This is a genomic window from Streptomyces sp. 5-10, assembly GCF_014712245.1.
GTDB lineage: Bacteria > Actinomycetota > Actinomycetes > Streptomycetales > Streptomycetaceae > Streptomyces > Streptomyces violaceusniger.
In genome coordinates this window covers 1-16,516 of the sequence record NZ_JACVYG010000038.1, presented here as the reverse complement: position 1 = coordinate 16,516, position 16,516 = coordinate 1, and the positions used below count along the sequence as shown (strand labels likewise).

At 72.1% G+C, this 16,516-nt stretch carries 13 protein-coding genes; 7 read left to right on the top strand and 6 right to left on the bottom strand.

The window, feature by feature from the left end; all coding sequences use genetic code 11:
* Positions 1-255 precede the first annotated feature (255 nt).
* Complete coding sequence (locus IEJ02_RS32705) at positions 256-3,045, top strand: helicase C-terminal domain-containing protein (RefSeq protein WP_317985983.1); 2,790 nt, start codon at positions 256-258, stop codon at positions 3,043-3,045.
* A gap of 125 nt (positions 3,046-3,170) precedes the next feature.
* Here the strand turns inward: IEJ02_RS32705 and IEJ02_RS32700 are convergent, their stop codons facing one another.
* Together IEJ02_RS32700 and IEJ02_RS32695 are read right to left on the bottom strand one after the other, a co-directional pair.
* A complete protein-coding gene (locus IEJ02_RS32700; protein ID WP_317985981.1) occupies positions 3,171-3,902 on the bottom strand; it encodes a VanZ family protein in 732 nt (243 codons plus the stop codon).
* A complete protein-coding gene (locus IEJ02_RS32695) occupies positions 3,805-4,128 on the bottom strand; it encodes a hypothetical protein (RefSeq protein WP_191068138.1) in 324 nt (107 codons plus the stop codon). The genes IEJ02_RS32700 and IEJ02_RS32695 overlap by 98 nt, the downstream gene beginning before the upstream one ends.
* Before the next feature lie 215 nt (positions 4,129-4,343).
* Between IEJ02_RS32695 and IEJ02_RS32690 the strand changes: the two genes are divergently transcribed.
* Both IEJ02_RS32690 and IEJ02_RS32685 read left to right on the top strand, forming a co-directional pair.
* Positions 4,344-5,993 (top strand): DNA repair helicase XPB, encoded by a 1,650-nt coding sequence (locus tag IEJ02_RS32690; RefSeq protein WP_137978433.1) that lies wholly within the window; start codon positions 4,344-4,346, stop codon positions 5,991-5,993.
* A 348-nt stretch (positions 5,994-6,341) separates the two neighbouring features.
* The gene (locus IEJ02_RS32685; protein ID WP_191068190.1) at positions 6,342-8,414 is read left to right on the top strand and encodes a HelD family protein; all 2,073 of its coding nucleotides are present in this window, start codon (positions 6,342-6,344) and stop codon (positions 8,412-8,414) included.
* Positions 8,415-9,167: 753 nt separating this feature from the next.
* Here IEJ02_RS32685 and IEJ02_RS32680 read toward each other — a convergent pair.
* Entirely contained in the window at positions 9,168-9,890 is a 723-nt protein-coding gene (locus tag IEJ02_RS32680; protein WP_191068137.1) for a copper homeostasis protein CutC, read from the bottom strand.
* A 138-nt stretch (positions 9,891-10,028) separates the two neighbouring features.
* Here IEJ02_RS32680 and IEJ02_RS32675 point away from each other — a divergent pair, with 138 nt between their 5' ends.
* Entirely contained in the window at positions 10,029-10,706 is a 678-nt protein-coding gene (locus IEJ02_RS32675) for an HD domain-containing protein (protein WP_191068136.1), read from the top strand.
* A 320-nt stretch (positions 10,707-11,026) separates the two neighbouring features.
* Positions 11,027-11,746, top strand: coding sequence for a leucine-rich repeat domain-containing protein (locus IEJ02_RS32670; protein WP_191068135.1), 720 nt, complete (start codon positions 11,027-11,029; stop codon positions 11,744-11,746).
* 114 nt (positions 11,747-11,860) lie between these two features.
* On the opposite strand, the gene IEJ02_RS32665 is transcribed toward IEJ02_RS32670, so the two are convergent.
* Both IEJ02_RS32665 and IEJ02_RS32660 read right to left on the bottom strand, forming a co-directional pair.
* The gene (locus IEJ02_RS32665) at positions 11,861-12,085 is read right to left on the bottom strand and encodes a DUF397 domain-containing protein (RefSeq protein WP_191068134.1); all 225 of its coding nucleotides are present in this window, start codon (positions 12,083-12,085) and stop codon (positions 11,861-11,863) included.
* Positions 12,082-12,912, bottom strand: a complete 831-nt coding sequence (locus tag IEJ02_RS32660) for a helix-turn-helix domain-containing protein (RefSeq protein WP_191068133.1) — start codon at positions 12,910-12,912, stop codon at positions 12,082-12,084. Before IEJ02_RS32660 ends, IEJ02_RS32665 begins: the two co-directional genes overlap by 4 nt.
* Before the next feature lie 172 nt (positions 12,913-13,084).
* On the opposite strand from IEJ02_RS32660, the gene IEJ02_RS32655 reads away from it, so the two are divergent.
* Positions 13,085-13,402 carry a hypothetical protein gene (locus IEJ02_RS32655; RefSeq protein WP_191068132.1) on the top strand — a complete coding sequence of 106 codons (318 nt, stop codon included), beginning with the start codon at positions 13,085-13,087 and terminating at the stop codon, positions 13,400-13,402.
* Here the strand turns inward: IEJ02_RS32655 and IEJ02_RS32650 are convergent.
* Entirely contained in the window at positions 13,396-14,847 is a 1,452-nt protein-coding gene (locus IEJ02_RS32650; protein WP_317985980.1) for an HNH endonuclease signature motif containing protein, read from the bottom strand. The genes IEJ02_RS32655 and IEJ02_RS32650 overlap by 7 nt on opposite strands.
* A gap of 219 nt (positions 14,848-15,066) precedes the next feature.
* Between IEJ02_RS32650 and IEJ02_RS32645 the strand changes: the two genes are divergently transcribed.
* Positions 15,067-16,311: a Cmx/CmrA family chloramphenicol efflux MFS transporter gene (locus IEJ02_RS32645; protein ID WP_191068131.1), complete on the top strand. Its 1,245-nt coding sequence runs from the start codon at positions 15,067-15,069 to the stop codon at positions 16,309-16,311.
* Positions 16,312-16,516 lie beyond the last annotated feature (205 nt).

Genomic DNA, 16,516 nt, shown 5'->3' with positions numbered 1-16,516 from the left:
CTCCGACGGTACCGCGCGGAACCGGAATCCCGCCGCACCCCCTGCGTCCCGCACCCCCGCGGGTACTGTGGATCGAATGAGCGGTTCATGGAATCGAGAGGGCTGACGTGCCCGAAGAGACCAGCTCGCGCAACCGGGAGGCATGAGTTGCCCGCAGACACCGGCCACGGGGACAGCGGTCCGCAGGATCGCGTCCCCCGGGGCGGCGGCCCACGAGACGGCGGCCACGGCGACCGCGACGACCGCGGCCGCGGGGTGCCGCGCACCCTCGCCGACGAGCTGCGCACCCGGCCCGACGACGCCCTCGCCGCCCTGCTGCGCGCCCGCCCCGATCTGCTCTCCCCGGTCCCGAACGACCTCACCCAACTCGCCACCCGGGCCGGCACCCGCGCCTCGGTGGTACGGGCGGTGGAACGGCTCGACCGATTCGCGCAACAGACCGCCGAGGCCTTGGCCGTCGCGCCCGACCCCTGCCCGTACGAGACCCTGCGGGCCCTGATGACGGGCGACGAGGGCCCGGAACAGGCCGGGGGCACCGGCCACGCCGGGGGCACCGGCCACGCCCGGGACGCGGAGAACGCCGCGGACCCGGAGCACGCCAGGGCCACCGGCGCCCCCCTGAGTGCCGAAGAACGTGCCGCGATCGTCGACGAGTTGCCGCGGGCCGTGGCTACCCTTCGCGAGCAGGCCCTGATCTGGGGTGGGGACGATCGGCTTCGGCTGGTCCGGACCGCTCGGGAGCTGCTCGCGCCCTCGCCCACCTCGCCCTCCCCCACCGGGCTCGGCCCGACCCTGCAGGAGGCCACGTCCGGGATGTCGCCGGGGCGGCTTCAGGAGCTGCTGGCGGCGGCCGGGCTGTCGCCCACGCATGACCCGGTCACGGCGGTGGCGGCCCTGGCCGGGCTGTTCCGGGACCGCACCCGGATGGCGGCGCTGCTCGACGGGGCGCCGGCGGGCGCGGCGGCCGTGCTGGCCAAGCTGACCTGGGGGCCGCCGTACGGCGAGGCGTCCGTCGCCTCGCCCACCCCGCCCGTCGGCTGGCTGCTGGACCGCGGGCTGCTGCTGCCGTCCGGGCCGCGCAATGTCGTACTGCCCCGCGAGGTCGCCCTGCATCTGCGCCACGGCCGGGCACACCGCGCGCCCGAGCCGCTGGCCCCGCCGCTCTCGCCCACCACCGAGCAGGATCCACAGGTTGTGGACAACACCGCGGCGGGCCAGACCTTCACCGCCCTGGCCACCGTCGAGGAGCTGCTGGGGCAGTGGGAGACCGCCGGTCCGCCCGTCCTGCGCGCCGGCGGGCTGAGCGTCCGCGACCTCAAGCGGACCGCCGTGGCACTCGACGTGTCCGAACCGGTCGCCGCCTTCTGGATCGAGCTGGCGTACGCGGCCGGGCTGGTGGCCTCCGACGGCGAGACCGACGAGCGCTACGCCCCGACCCCCGCCTACGACGACTGGCTCCGGCTGCCCGCCGAGGAGCGCTGGGCGCGGCTCGCCGCCGCCTGGCTGCCCGCGACCCGTACGCCGGGCCTGGTCGGCGGCCGGGACAGCAGGGGCCGCACCCTCGCCGCGCTCGGCCCGGAACTGGACCGCTCCTCGGCCCCCGAGGTCCGCCGCCGGGTCCTCGAACTCCTCGCCACCCTCCCGCACGGTGCCGCGGTCGCCCCCGATGTCCTGCTGACCCGGCTGCGGTGGGAGCGGCCGACCGGCCACCGTGGGGCGCCCGCCACGGCCACCCCCGGCGCGGCGCCCCCTTCCGCGTCCGCCCCCGGGACCACCTTCACTTCCGCGGCCGCCCCCGGGGCCACCCCCGGGACCACCCCGGGGGCCACCCCGGGGGCCGCTTCCACGGCCGCCTCGCCCACCGGCGAGGACCTGCGCTCGCGGCTGGCCCGCTGGGCCGTCGCCGAGGCCGAAATGCTCGGGGTCACCGGCCGTGGCGCGCTCTCCTCCCACGGCCGCGCCCTGCTGGAACGCCACCCGGACGAGCCGACGGCCGCCGAGAGCGACCTCGCGTCCGCGCGGGCCGCCCGGCTGCTCGCGCCGCTGCTCCCCGAACCCCTCGACCACGTCCTCCTCCAGGCCGACCTGACCGCCGTCGCGCCCGGCCCGCTGGAACGGCCGCTCGCCGAGACCCTGGGCATCCTCGCCGACGTCGAGTCCAAGGGCGGCGCGACCGTCTACCGCTTCACGCCCGAGTCCGTACGCCGTGCGCTGGACGCCGGGCGGACCGCCGACGATGTGCACACCTTCCTGGCCGCGCACTCCCGCACCCCGGTGCCCCAGCCGCTCGCCTATCTCGTGGACGACGTGGCCCGTAAGCACGGCCGACTGCGCGTCGGCGCCGCCTCCGCGTACCTGCGCTGCGACGACGACGCGCTGCTCGCCGAGATCCTCGCCGACCGCCGTTCGGCGGGGCTGCGGCTGCGCCGCCTCGCCCCCACCGTGCTGGCCGCCCAGGCGCCGCCGGACACGCTGCTGGAGGGGCTACGGGCGATGGGGTACGCCCCGGCGGCCGAGTCCGCCGAGGGCGATGTGCTGGTCAGCCGGGCCGAAGCCCAGCGCACCCCGCCCCGCAAACCGCCCGTCCCGGTCCCGGAGGGACCGCCGGTGCCGGACGCCACCCTGCTGGGCGCGGCGGTGCGTGCCATCCGCGCCGGGGACCTCGCCGCGACCGCGCCCCACAAACCGGCGGCCGCGGGCGCGGCCGGGGCCGGGCCGGAGGCCGGGGCCGGCTCACGGTCCGGTTCCGGGTCCGGTTCCGGGTCGGCCGCCGGAGCCGGTTCCGGATCCGCCGCGGGCGGCGACCGGCTGCCCCGCACCACCTCCGCCGACACCCTCGCCACCATGCAGGCCGCGGCCCTGACCGGCTCCAACGTCTGGATCGGCTACGTCAACGCGAACGGCGCGGCCACCCAGCGCGTGATCGCCCCGGTCCGGGTCGAGGGCGGCTTCGTCACGGCGTACGACCACACGGCCGACGAGGTCCGTACGTACCCCCTGCACCGCATCACGGGCGCCGCCGAACTGGCCGAGGACGCCACGTAGGCCGAAATCAGCCCGTCCGGGGCCCAGGGGCGGAGCCCCGCCGCGCGGCGGAGCCGCGTATCGATACAGCCGCATATCGATGCCGCGGGAAGGGGCGGGGTGGGGCTACGGCACGGAGGGACGGCTCACGCGGAGGGCGGAGCCTCGGTCCCCCGCCGGGTCCACCGGTGCCACCAGTGGCGGCGGCGCGGGTGCAGCGCGTGGCCGAGCCAACGGCCGACCACGACATAGCCGATCAGCGCGCCCGAGGTGTTGAGGATGACGTCGTCGATGTCGAAGGCCCGGCCCTCGACGATGAGCCCTTGAGCGGTCTCGACGGCCACCATCACCAAGGCCGTCACCACGACCACCCGCACCGCGCCCCGCGCCTTGGGCACCAGCATCGGCAGCAGCACCCCGAAGGGCACGCCGAGCAGCACATTGCCGCCGATCTGCTTCACCGTGTCGCGGAAGGCGGGCTGGTCGACGTAGGTGCGCAGCGACCGCCCCGGATGCAGATTGGTGTGGACGAGGTCGACGGAGCCGGGCGAGGGCACGAGCGTGGCCTTGGCGAGCGCCGCCGCGAAGCCGACCATGCAGACGAACGCCACGAGCAGCACCACCGCCCGCGCGAGGCGCGCGCCGAACGAGGTGCGCTGCAGCAGCGCCTTCTCCTGGGCGCCCTGGGGCTCGGGGGGCCGGGCCTTCGTGGACTGAGCCTTCGTGGACTGGGCCTTCGTGGACTGGGCCTTCTCAGCCCGGGCCTTCGCGGTCGGCGGCTCAGAGGTCGGCGACTTCGCGGTCGACGCCTTCGCGCTCTGCTTCTTCGCGGTCGGCGACTTCGCGGTCCGCTTCTTCGCGCTCTGCTTCGCGGTCACGACCCCCTTCGTCAAGCCCCCGCCCGTCCGCGGCCCCTTCCGACCACCGCTCGCCTTCTTCCGGCCCTGTCCCCCCGCCTTCTTCTGGCCCTCCACCGTCCCGGAACCCGCCCGCGGCTTCTTCTCCGCCGTCCGCTTTACCGTCGTCCCCTTCTCCGCCGCCGTCCTCTTCGCCGCCGTCCTCTTCGCCGCCGTCCTCTTCGCCGCCGTCCGCCGGATCTCCCATCCAGCGATGCTGATCACAGGGACTCGCCTCCCGCCCATGGCTCTGTTGTCGTCGCTCTGTCGCTCCGTCGCTCCGTCGGTCCGTCGGTCCGTCGGTCCGTGTCCGTCTTCGCCGCTTGCCCGTAGCCGCCCGGAGTATCCCTGTGGCTCTCCGCTACGCCTCCTCGATGGGGGACACTGGTTCTTTGGCCGGCCAGCACGAAAGGACCCAGGCGCGTGAATGGACCCCTCATCGTCCAAAGCGACAAGACGCTCCTGCTCGAGGTGGACCACGAGCAGGCGGACGCCTGCCGCCGCGCCATCGCCCCCTTCGCCGAACTGGAGCGGGCGCCCGAGCACATCCACACCTACCGGGTGACCCCGCTCGGGCTGTGGAACGCCCGCGCCGCCGGGCACGACGCCGAGCAGGTCGTGGACGCCCTCGTCGCGTACTCCCGCTACCCCGTCCCGCACGCCCTCCTCGTGGACGTCGCGGAGACCATGGCCCGCTACGGGCGGCTGCGGCTGCTCAAGCACCCCACCCACGGGCTGGTCCTGGAGACCAGCGACCGCCCGATCCTCGAGGAGATCCTGCGGTCGAAGAAGATCCAGCCGCTGGTCGGCGCCCGGATCGACCCGGAGACGGTCGTCGTCCACCCCTCCGAGCGCGGCCAGGTCAAGCAGACGCTGCTGAAGCTGGGCTGGCCCGCCGAGGACCTGGCCGGCTATGTGGACGGCGAGGCGCACCCCATCGAGCTGCGCGAGGACGGCTGGGCGCTGCGGCCGTATCAGAAGCAGGCCGTGGAGGGCTTCTGGCACGGCGGCTCGGGCGTCGTCGTGCTGCCCTGCGGCGCCGGGAAGACGCTGGTCGGGGCGGGTGCGATGGCCACCGCCAAGTCGACCACGCTGATCCTGGTCACCAACACCGTCTCCGCCCGGCAGTGGAAGCACGAGCTGGTGCGCCGCACCTCGCTCACCGAGGAGGAGATCGGTGAGTACAGCGGTACGCGGAAGGAGGTCCGCCCGATCACCATCGCCACGTACCAGGTGCTCACCACCAAGCGGAAGGGCATCTACCCGCACCTCGAGCTGTTCGACTCCCGCGACTGGGGCCTGATCGTCTACGACGAGGTGCATCTGCTGCCCGCGCCCGTCTTCAAGTTCACGGCCGACCTCCAGGCCCGCCGCCGCCTCGGTCTGACCGCCACGCTCGTACGGGAGGACGGCCGGGAGTCCGACGTCTTCTCGCTCATCGGGCCCAAGCGCTTCGACGCGCCCTGGAAGGAGATCGAGGCGCAGGGCTACATCGCGCCCGCCGACTGTGTCGAGGTCCGGGTCAATCTGACCGAGACCGAGCGGCTGGCGTACGCGACCGCCGAGACCGACGAGAAGTACCGCTACTGCGCCACGACCGACTCCAAGCGGCGGATCACCGAGGCGCTGGTCGCCCGGCACAAGGGGCAGCAGACGCTGGTCATCGGGCAGTACATCGACCAGCTCGACGAGTTGGGCGAGCACCTGGACGCGCCCGTCATCAAGGGCGAGACCACCAACGCCCAGCGGGAGAAGCTCTTCGAAGCCTTCCGGCAGGGCGAGCTGTCGGTGCTCGTCGTCTCCAAGGTCGCCAACTTCTCCATCGACCTCCCCGAGGCCACGGTCGCCATCCAGGTCTCCGGCACGTTCGGATCGCGCCAGGAGGAGGCCCAGCGGCTGGGCAGGGTGCTGCGCCCGAAGGCCGACGGCCACCCGGCGGTCTTCTACTCGGTGGTCGCTCGCGACACCATCGACCAGGACTTCGCGGCGCACCGCCAGCGGTTCCTGGCCGAGCAGGGGTACGCGTACCGGATCGTGGACGCGAGCGAGCTGCTCGCGGACGAGGACGCCTGACGTACCCAACCATCACCGGTCCCTCATGACTTCTGTCATGAGGGACCGGTGATGGTTGGCTCTGCCCGTGGTGCGCGCGATGGCTCAAGAACTCCCTCCGAGGGCGGCTCCCCCGGCCCCGTCATAATTCATTCGCCTCCCCGACATGCCCTGGCTACAATCGCCGGTCTTGCCGCCTCCCGCGTTCCGAACGAACGGGAGAGCCGCCGCCCGGACGGAAACCGGTCGGCATCTCGTACCGCGCGTCATGCACGTACCGCACGTCATGCACGTACCGCACGTCATGTACGTACCGCGCATCCGCCCTGTGCACTCGCTTGTGTGTACTCGCTCGCCGGAGGCTATGCCGTGCCCTCGCACGCCCCTGACCACCCAGACCCCCTCGCGCGGGAGCGCGCCCATCTGACCGCGTCCCGCGCCGCGCTGCGCGCCATGCGCGCCGACGTCGAGGCCCTGGACCTCCGGGACGTCGCCGCGAACTGGGTCAACGCCGAAGCGCTGCACCACCAGGTCAGCGAGCGCATCAAGGCCCTCGCCGACCTCGCCGACACCCCGCTCTTCTTCGGCCGCCTCGACTATCGGCACGCGCCGGGCGCGGAGACGGCGGAGGGCGCGGAAGGCGAGCGGTTCTACATCGGCCGCCGCCATGTGCACGACGCGGACGGCGACCCCATGGTCATCGACTGGCGTGCCCCGGTCTCCCAGCCCTTCTACCAGGCGTCCAAGAAGGCGCCGATGGACATCGGGCTGCGCCGCCGCTTCGGCTATACGGGCGGCGAGTTGACGGCGTACGAGGACGAACGGCTCTCCGACCCGGACGAGGCGGAGCAGACCAGCAAGCTGCTCCAGTCCGAGATCGAGCGCCCGCGCGTCGGCCCCATGCGGGACATCGTGGCGACGATCCAGCCGGAGCAGGACGAGATCGTCCGCCAGGGGATCGGCGGCACCATCTGCGTCCAGGGGGCGCCGGGCACCGGGAAGACGGCCGTGGGGCTGCACCGGGTGGCGTATCTGCTCTACGCGCACCGCGAGCGGCTGGCCCGCTCCGGCACCCTGGTCATCGGCCCGAACCGCTCCTTCCTCCACTACATCGAGCAGGTCCTGCCCGCCCTCGGCGAGTTGCAGGTGGCCCAGGCGACCGTCGAGGACCTGGTGACGCGGCCGTCCCTGGGCGCGGTGGCGCGGGGCGCCGACTCCGCCGACGCGGCCCGTATCAAGGGCGACGCACGCTTGGCCGAGGTGCTGCGCCGCGCCCTGCGCTCGTACGTCACCCGGCCCACCGAGCCATGCGTCGTGGTGCGCGGCTCACGCCGCTGGCGGGTGCCCGCGTACGAACTGGAGGAGATCGTCGAGGAGTTGCTCACCCGCGACATCCGCTACGGCGCGGCCCGCGAAGCGCTTCCGCGGCGCATCGCGCACACCGTGCTCGTCCGGATGGAGCAGGCGGGCGAGGCGCCCGACGACCGGGTGCAGGACGCGGTCGCGCGCAACGCGGCCGTCAAGGCGGCGGTCAAGGCGATCTGGCCGCCGGTCGACCCGGCCAAGCTGGTGCTGCGGCTGCTCTCCGACGCCGACTTCCTGGCCGAGCACGCGGACGGGATCCTGGACGCCGACGAGCAGAAGACCGTCCTGTGGGCGAAGCCGGCGCGCGGTGTGAAGTCCGCGAAGTGGTCCCCGGCGGACCTGGTGCTGATCGACGAGGCCGCCGATCTCATCGAGCGCACCCCGTCCCTCGGCCATGTGGTCCTGGACGAGGCGCAGGACCTCTCCCCCATGCAGTACCGCGCGGTCGGCCGCCGCTGCAGCACCGGCTCGGCAACCGTGCTCGGCGACATCGCCCAGGGCACCACCCCGTGGGCGACGGCCAGTTGGGAGGAGGCCCTGATCCACCTCGGCAAGGAGGGGGCGCGGATCGAGGAGCTGACCCAGGGCTTCCGCGTGCCGCGCGAGGTGATCGCGTACGCCTCGCGGCTGCTGCCCGCGATCGCCCCCGGCCTGTCGGAGGCCACCTCGATCCGCGAGGCGGCGGGCGACTTCTCCGTACGGGCCGTGAGCCCCGCGGAGCTGGACACGGCCGTGATCGCCGCCTGCCACGAGGCCCTGCGGCATGAGGGCTCGATCGGGCTGATCGCCGCCGACGCCCGCGTCCCGGCGCTGGCCCAGGCCCTCGACGCGGCGGGCCTGACCCACCTCACCCCCGGCGAGGAGACCAGCGCCGAGTCCCGCCTCACCCTCGTCCCGGCGACGCTGGCCAAGGGTCTGGAGTACGACTACGTGGTACTGGACGAACCGGCCGCCGTGGTCGACGGCGAACCCGACGAACGCACGGGCCTGCGCCGCCTGTACGTCGCCCTGACGCGTGCGGTGTCCGGGCTGACGGTGGTCCACGGCGCACCCCTGCCGGAGGGGCTGGCGGCCTGACGGAGCAAGCACACAGGCCTGCGCCGCCTGTACGTCGCCCTGACGCGCGCGGTGTCCGGGCTGACGGTGGTCCACGGCGCACCCCTGCCGGAGGGGCTGGCGGCCTGACGGAGCAAGCACACAGGCCTGCGCCGCCTGTACGTCGCCCTGACGCGCGCGGTGTCCGGGCTGACGGTGGTCCACGGCGCACCCCTGCCGGAGGGGCTGGCGGCCTGACGGAGCAAGCACACAGGCCTGCGCCGCCTGTACGTCGCCCTGACGCGCGCGGTGTCCGGGCTGACGGTGGTCCACGGCGCACCCCTGCCGGAGGGGCTGGCGGCCTGACGGAGCAAGCACACAGGCCTGCGCCGCCTGTACGTCGCCCTGACGCGCGCGGTGTCCGGGCTGACGGTGGTCCACGGCGCACCCCTGCCGGAGGGGCTGGCGGCCTGACGGAGCAAGCACACAGGCCTGCGCCGCCTGTACGTCGCCCTGACGCGCGCGGTGTCCGGGCTGACGGTGGTCCACGGCGCACCCCTGCCGGAGGGGCTGGCGGCCTGACGGGGTGGGGCGCGATTCGGCGGTTGGCCTCTGCTCAGGCGAGGCGGCCACGGCAGGCCGCCTACTCAAGCCACCTCGGCCCAGGCCGCCTGCCCGAGCCGCCACGGCCCAGGCCACCTCGGCCCAGGGAGCCTCTGCCCAGGCCGCCTGCTCAAGCCCCCTCGCCCCAGGCGGCCTCTGCCGAGGCGCCCCCTCGGCCCAGGCCACCTCTGCTCAGGCCACCGGGACCGGCGCGTCCAAGGCGGCGCGCCACTGGCCGACCGCGGCGGCGTCCACCGGGCCCGACCAGCCGTCCGGGCGGGCCGCGCCGCCGATGTGGAAGGCGTTGATCCCGGCGGCGCGCAGGGCGCACAGGTGGTCGAGGCGCAGGCCGCCGCCCGCCATGACGCGCGCTTCGTAGCCCGGGGTACCGGCCCGCTCGGCCTCGGCGAGCAGGGTGGGCAGACCGTCGTCCACGCCGTGCGCCGACCCGGCGGTGAGATACGTGTCGAGGCCGGGCATGTCCGCGAGCCGCTTGCGCAGGCCGTCGCGATCGGCGGCGCGGTCGATGGCCCGGTGGAAGGTCCAGCGGCTCTCGTCCACGCCGCCGCCCGCGCCCACGACCTCGGTCAGCGCGGTCACGGCGGCCAGGTCGACCCCGCCGTCGTCGGTCAGGAAGCCCAGGACGAACTCGTCCGCCCCCTCCGAGTGCAGCGCGGCGGCGGCCTCGCACAGCGCGTCGAACGCCTTTCCGGCCGCGAAGCCGTCCGACGCGCGGAGCATCACCCGCACCGGCAGATCGACGGCCGAACGGACGGCGGCGAAGGTCTCCCGGGATGGCGTGAGCCCGTCGGCGGCCATGTCGGTGACCAGTTCGAGGCGGTCCGCCCCTCCGGCCTGTGCGGCGATCGCGTCCGCGGCGGTCAGGGCGATCACCTCGAGCAATGGTCTAGACATGCAGGACAGCTTGCCACACCGCACAAGAGGGCAAACCGCTACCCCACAATTGGCCCGCACCCACACCCGCGCCCACCCCCACACCCACCCGCCATCCAGCCCATGACGCGCTGCAAACCGCTGGCCCACAATTGGCCCATGCCCGCACCCGCACCCACCCGCCATCCGGCCCATGACGCGCTGCTCACCCGCTGGACGGACCTCCTCACCAGCGCCCGCGACGCCACGACCCCGTCTCCCGTTCCCTACGGCGAAGACCTCCTGACCCGCTGGGCCGAGCCCCAGCGCCGCTACCACACCACCGACCACCTGCTCGCGGTCCTGGACCGGGTGGACGAGCTGCTCCCCCACGTCCAGGCCCCCGACCCCGCCGCGATCCGCCTGGCCGCCTGGTTCCACGACGCCGTCTACCTCCCCGACCGCTCCACCAACGAGGAACGCAGCGCCCGCCTCGCCGAACGCGCCCTCCCGGAAGCCGGCGTCCCGGGCCCCCGCGTGGCCGAAACCGCCCGCCTCGTCCGCCTCACCACCGACCACGACCCCGCCGAGGACGACACCAACGCCGAGGTCCTCTGCGACGCCGACCTCGCCGTCCTGGCGGGCTCCCCCGAGGACTACGGCGCCTACGCGGCGGCGGTCCGCGAGGAGTACTCCTTCGTCCCGGACGACGCCTTCCGCGAGGGCCGCGCGAACGTCCTCCGCCATCTGCTGGCCCTGCCCCGCCTCTTCCGCACGCCCATCGGCCACGACCGCTGGGAGGCCGCCGCCCGCCACAACATGGCCACTGAGCTGGAGCTGCTGCGGCCTGTCCGATAGGTCGGTGCCGACTAGGGGTGCCGATTGTTCAGGGCAATGTCGGGGCGGGAAGACCTCACCGACTCCGAGGCTTGCGGGCCCGCAAGGTCGTGATCGTCCTCTTCATTGCTTCGTCAGGCTCCTGCAACAGGCGAACGGTGACGGCGAGTCCGGCCTGCTCCAATAGGGCGACGATCCGCTCCGCCGGCTGGTGGCCATCCCGCCACGTGGCTCATGCGATCACCTGCAAGTAGCGACGTTCCGGGCTCGTCAGCGACAGGCCACCCTGGAACAGCACGGACGACAATGGATGTCAGGACCGCTGACGAGGAGGACGAGCTGTGAGGCACGTGCTGAGCCTATGGCGTCAGGAGCTGGGAGTGGTGCCCGAGTCGGTCTGGCGACGAACCGAACTCCGCGTGCTGATCCTGGCGGAGACCGGACTCACCACCCTCTCGCCGGAGATCGGAAAACTGACCCGTCTGAGCACCCTGGATCTGGGTCACAATGCCCTCACCTCGGTGCCCGACGAACTGGGGAATTTGGCAGGCCTCCGCGACTTCCTCTACCTGCACGACAACCGCTTGACTCAACTTCCGCGGACTCTGGGATATCTGGCACGACTGCGCTACCTCAACGTCGGCGAGAACCTCTTGGCCACCCTGCCTGAAGCCATCGGCGGGATGACCAGCCTTATCGAGCTGAGAGCACAGCACAACCGCCTGACCTCCCTGCCCGGCTCGGTGGGCCGACTCCGCAACCTGCGTGAGCTCTGGCTGCGCGGAAACGCCATGGAGCAACTGCCGCCATCAGCTGCTGAGCTCCACGAGTTGCGTCACCTGGACCTCCGGGAGAACGCGGTCGCCGAGCTTCCCGAATCTCTGGCCGACCTGCCGCTACTGCGGCAGATAGACCTACGGAGCAATCGGCTCAGGTACCTGCCGGACTGGCTCGCCAAGATGCCGTCGCTGGAGAAACTGGATCTGCGATGGAACGAGATCGACCCCTCCCAGCCGCTTCTGAGCGAACTGGAGCGGAAGGGATGCGTGGTTTTGGTGTGAACGCGCTTCGACGCACCGCGACTGTAACGCGGCGATGTGATGCTATGTCAGGTGCACATTCAAGGGCGCATTGATCACCAACGCGGCCCCTCGGACAGGATCTGGGCACGCGACTCAGGCCGCGGGGAGCTCCCCGCGCATGAGGGTGGAGACGAACGACGACCAGCCCTGTGCAGAGAAGATCAGCGCCGGGCCGTGGGGATTCTTGGAGTCACGGACCGGGATGGCGTCGTGGGTCTGGGCGAAGGTGCGGGAGAACTCGACGCACTGGCCGCCGTTGGCGTCACTGTAGGAGGACCTGATCCACTCGGCAGCGGTGAGATCCAAGTCGGCACTCATGCGCGGTACTCCTTCGCCAGCGTCTTGATCAGGGCCAGTGATCGATCCGGGGACAGCGCATGCGCCCTGAGCAGATCATAGTCGTCCAGGGCTGAGGCGACCGTCCGAGGAGAGTCGTGCATCCTCCCTCCTACTCGCGTCTCGGTGTACAGCACCGTGGGCGAGTCCGGGAAGCGCAGCAACGTGAAGGGCTTCGTTGAAGCGGCTGGAGCACCTGCTGAGAACGGCAGGACTTGAAGCGTGATGTGGGGCGACGCGGCAGCCATCAGCAGGTACTCCAGTTGCCCGCTCATAACCTCGGGACCGCCTACCACCGTTCGCAGGCATGCCTCGTTCAGGATGACCCACAGGAGCGGCGGGGTTTCCAGCTCGAACACCTCTCGTCGACTCAGACGTGCTGCGACCTTACCCTCGATCACCTCGGCCTCTTCCTGCGAGAAGTACGCGCGGAAGATGGCCCGCGCGTAGTCCTTCGTCTGAAGGATGCCGATCACGAGGTTCGCGGAGTAGTCCAGTACACGCGACGCCTTGCGTTCCAGGTTGAGGTACGGGGTGAACCACGAGGGATGGTCGCCCTCATCGATCCGCCGCAGCATCCCCGCGAACAACTCTCCCGTACCGAAGGCGACGTCGCAGCCTTTCGCGAACTTGTCGCTGGGTCTGGGCAGAAGCTTCCCGGCCTCCACCCTGCTGACGTACGCCTCCGAGTAGCCGGCGGCCTGCCCCAGACGCTTTTGCGTGAGCTTGCGGGCGAGACGTACCTGCTTGACGTCACGACCGAAGCGCTGGAGCGGGTTCAAGTGAGCGGGCGGGGTCGTCTCGTCCAATGCTGTGACCTCTCGCTATGTGATCAGGGCCAGCATCGCGGCAGGTCACGGACTTGCGCGCAGCCGTTCAAGGCGTCTCATTCTATTGGCATCCGCGTTATCTGCGTGACCAATTGACTACACGCGGTGCCCATCCCGGCGTCGCCGGAAACAGCCGAGTGGAGCTGATGACATGAACGGTCTGCGCCTCCTGCCGTGGTCCAGTCCGGAGGGAAAGCCCTGCTACCTGGCGACGGACGACGGCAACAGCCGGTTGAGCCGGAAAGCAGACGAGATCGAGGAACTCCAACTCGCGATGGGCGCCCAACTGCTCGCCCATGCCGGCGCTCTGCTCGACGAGGACAACGCGGCAAGTTGTGAACTTCGCTTTTTGGCCCGGCGGCTGGCCGAGGCGTTGACAGACGTGTTGCGCGTCGCAGAGAGCAGGGGTGGACGGCTTCTTGTCCGTGGCGAGCCCGGCGCCGACGAGCGGAACCGAGCCGATCAGTGACGGTAGTCATGGGGCCGGTTGGTGTACCTGTGGCCGGTGGGGGCGGTCCAGGTGGTGGTGCCGGTTCGGGAGTCGCGCTTCACCGACCAGTCGGGGTGGTGGGTCTTCATCCGGTGGTGGCGTCTGCACAGCGCCCCGAGGTTCTCCGGGACCGTCTGGCCGCCCGCCGCCGGGTCGTGGTGGTTGAACGGCTCGACATGGTCCAGGTCGCAGCGGCGAGCGGGCATGCGGCATGTCGGGAAGGTGCAGTAGGCGTCGCGGGCGATGACATGCCGCTCGGTTTCGGCGGTGGGTTTGTAGGTGGTGGGGTCGGTCTTGATCAGCATCCCGGTCTTCGGCTCGATGATCAGGCGGTGCCAGACCGTGCCCTTGGCGAAGGCGATCCTTCGGGCCTGCCCTGCGGTGATCGGGCCGTAGCCCTTGAGCTGGGCCGGGTCGTCGCTGTCGCCGATCAGGACGTCCAAGGGGACGGTGACCTGGACGACTGCCGCCGAGCGGCCACCTGTGGTCGGCCCACTTGTGATCGGCCCGCCCAGGCCCGACCTGTCCGGGACCGGCCTGCTCGGGGCCGACCCGCTCGGAGTTGGCTCGCCCAAGACCGGTTCACCTGAAGCCTGCACACTCGCAGTCGCCGCACCAGGGTCAGTGCGGTTGAGCACCAGGTCGACCAGGGCGTCCACTCGCTTCTGCTCCAGGGTGCGGCCCTCGTCGGGCAGGGTGGCGGCGTGGGCGTCCACAGCGGCGTTCATGGCAGCAGCCTGTTCGGCCGGCAAGGTGGCGCCCCAGAGCGCCATGCCGTCGTCCTTCGGGTAGTGGACCATCTGCCGCTCGCGCTTACGGGCCTGGTGGCGCTGCTCGGCGCCGTGCGGATCGGCTCGTAGGATCTCGCGGGCCAGAGCGCGGCGGGTCTGGCCGGTGGCCATGCCTGGCATCTTCTCCACCAGGGCGGCCTCGACCTGTCCCGCCACCTCAGGGTCCAGGACCGCGCACGCCTCGGTGACGGCTACTGCCTGCATGTAGCAGATCTCTCCGCGCTCCAGCATCCCCAGCGTGGTGGGGTACTGCCGGTCGAGCTCGCGGGCGACCTCCAGACGCTTCGCGGCCGTCGTACCGGACAGCTTCAGCGCACAGGCCACTTCCTCGCAGGTGAAGTTCCAGGCGGCCTCCGCGTCGCGCTCCCGTACTGCCGCCGGAAGCTCCGCCTCGGCTTCCGCTTCCAACGCTGCCAGGATCTGGGCCTGGTGCGCCTGGATCCATCCCGTATGACGCTCCAGGGCTTTCAGTGCGTCGATCCGGCCAGTGCGAGACAGCTTCTCCGCATCCAGGACCGGCAACACGGCCGCGGTCTCCGGGCCGGGGGCCGCTGTTGCCAGATAGGCGGCCCATTCGTCCGGTGTGCCCGGGCCGTTCAATTCGCTGGTCGTTTCCTCCGTCACGTCGATCACCCCCCAGTGATCTCCTCAACCCGCCTCCCCCAGCGGGTTCACGTCTCCATCCTTACTCACTCAGCGTGACAACACCAGGTCACAAGCCCCAGTCCACACCATCGAGTGAACGTTCGAGAAGCGCACATCTCGATGTTCCGCGCAGGAATGCCGACGTCATTCCACGACGTTGAGCCTGGCATGCCCTCCTCCTCCCCAGCGGATTCCGCTCGCTCCCGCATGCCCCTGGCCGTCTACGTCCTCGGACTGTCCGTCTTCGCGCTCGGTACCTCCGAGTTCATGCTGTCCGGGCTGTTGCAACCCGTCGCGCGGGACATGGGGGTGTCGATCCCCACGGCCGGGCTGCTGATATCGGCGTTCGCGATCGGGATGGTGGTCGGGGCGCCGGTGCTGGCGGCGGCCACGTTGCGGCTGCCGCGGCGGACGACGCTGATGGCGCTGCTTGCGGTGTTCGGGCTTGGGCAGATCGCGGGGGCGGTGGCGCCGTCGTACGGGGTGCTGTTCGCGTCCCGGGTGGTGAGCGCGCTCGCGTGCGCCGGGTTCTGGGCCGTGGGCGCCGCCGTGGCCGTATCGCTGGTGCCGGTGAACGCGCGGGCCAAGGCGATGGCGGTGATGGTCGGCGGGCTGAGCATCGCGAACATCGCCGGGGTCCCGGCCGGCGCGTTCCTCGGTCAGCACGCGGGGTGGCGGGCCGCCTTCTGGGCGGTGGCCGGACTGTCGGTGCTCGGGCTGGTCGGGGTCGTCGCGCTCGTACCGCGTACGGAGGTGCCGACCGGGGACGACCAGCCGCGGCTGCGGGCCGAGTTGCGCATCTACCGCGACCGGCAGGTGTGGCTGGCGCTGGCCGCCACCGCGCTGAGCGGTGGCGCGGTCTTCTGCCTGTTCTCCTACCTCGGGCCGCTGCTGACGGATGTGGCGGGGCTGGACGAGGGCTGGGTGCCGACCGTGCTCGCGCTGTTCGGGGTCGGGGCGCTGCTGGGTACGGTGCTCGGCGGGCGGATCGCGGACGCGCATCTGTTCGGCACGATGTTCGGCGGCATCATCGCCTCGACGGTCGTGCTGAGCGCGCTGGCGCTGACCGCGCACAGCGCGGTCGCGGCGGTGGGCCTGGCGCTGATGCTCGGCTTCACCGCCTTCTTCACCGCGCCCGCGCTCAACGCCCGGATGTTCAACCTCGCCAACGCCGCGCCGACGCTCGCGGGCGCGACGAACACCTCGGCCTTCAACATCGGCAACACGGTGGGCCCGTGGCTCGGCGGCCTCGTCATCGACGCGGGCTGGGGCTACCCGGCCGTGGCCTGGACAGGCGCGGCCCTCGCCGGTACGGGCGCGGTGACGACGGTCGCCGCGATGCGCCTGCACCGCGCGGCGGGCACCTCGCGCGTCATCGCCACGTCGGCCTCCCCGGCGGGTACGGAAGCGGCCCACGACCTGGCCGCTGACCCGTCGCGCACCACGCGCTGAAGAGGCTCTCGCCTCGTTGCTCGGGCGCGGCAACACCGCCCGCACACGCCCGCACACGCCCGCACACGCCCGCACACGCCCGCACACGCCCGCACACGCCCGCACACGCCCGCACACGCCCGCACACGCCCGCACACGCTCGTGGGCACGAGCGGCGGCGAGGCACCGCGCGCCGACCTGCGCGCGGCGCGGGCGCGGCGCGGGC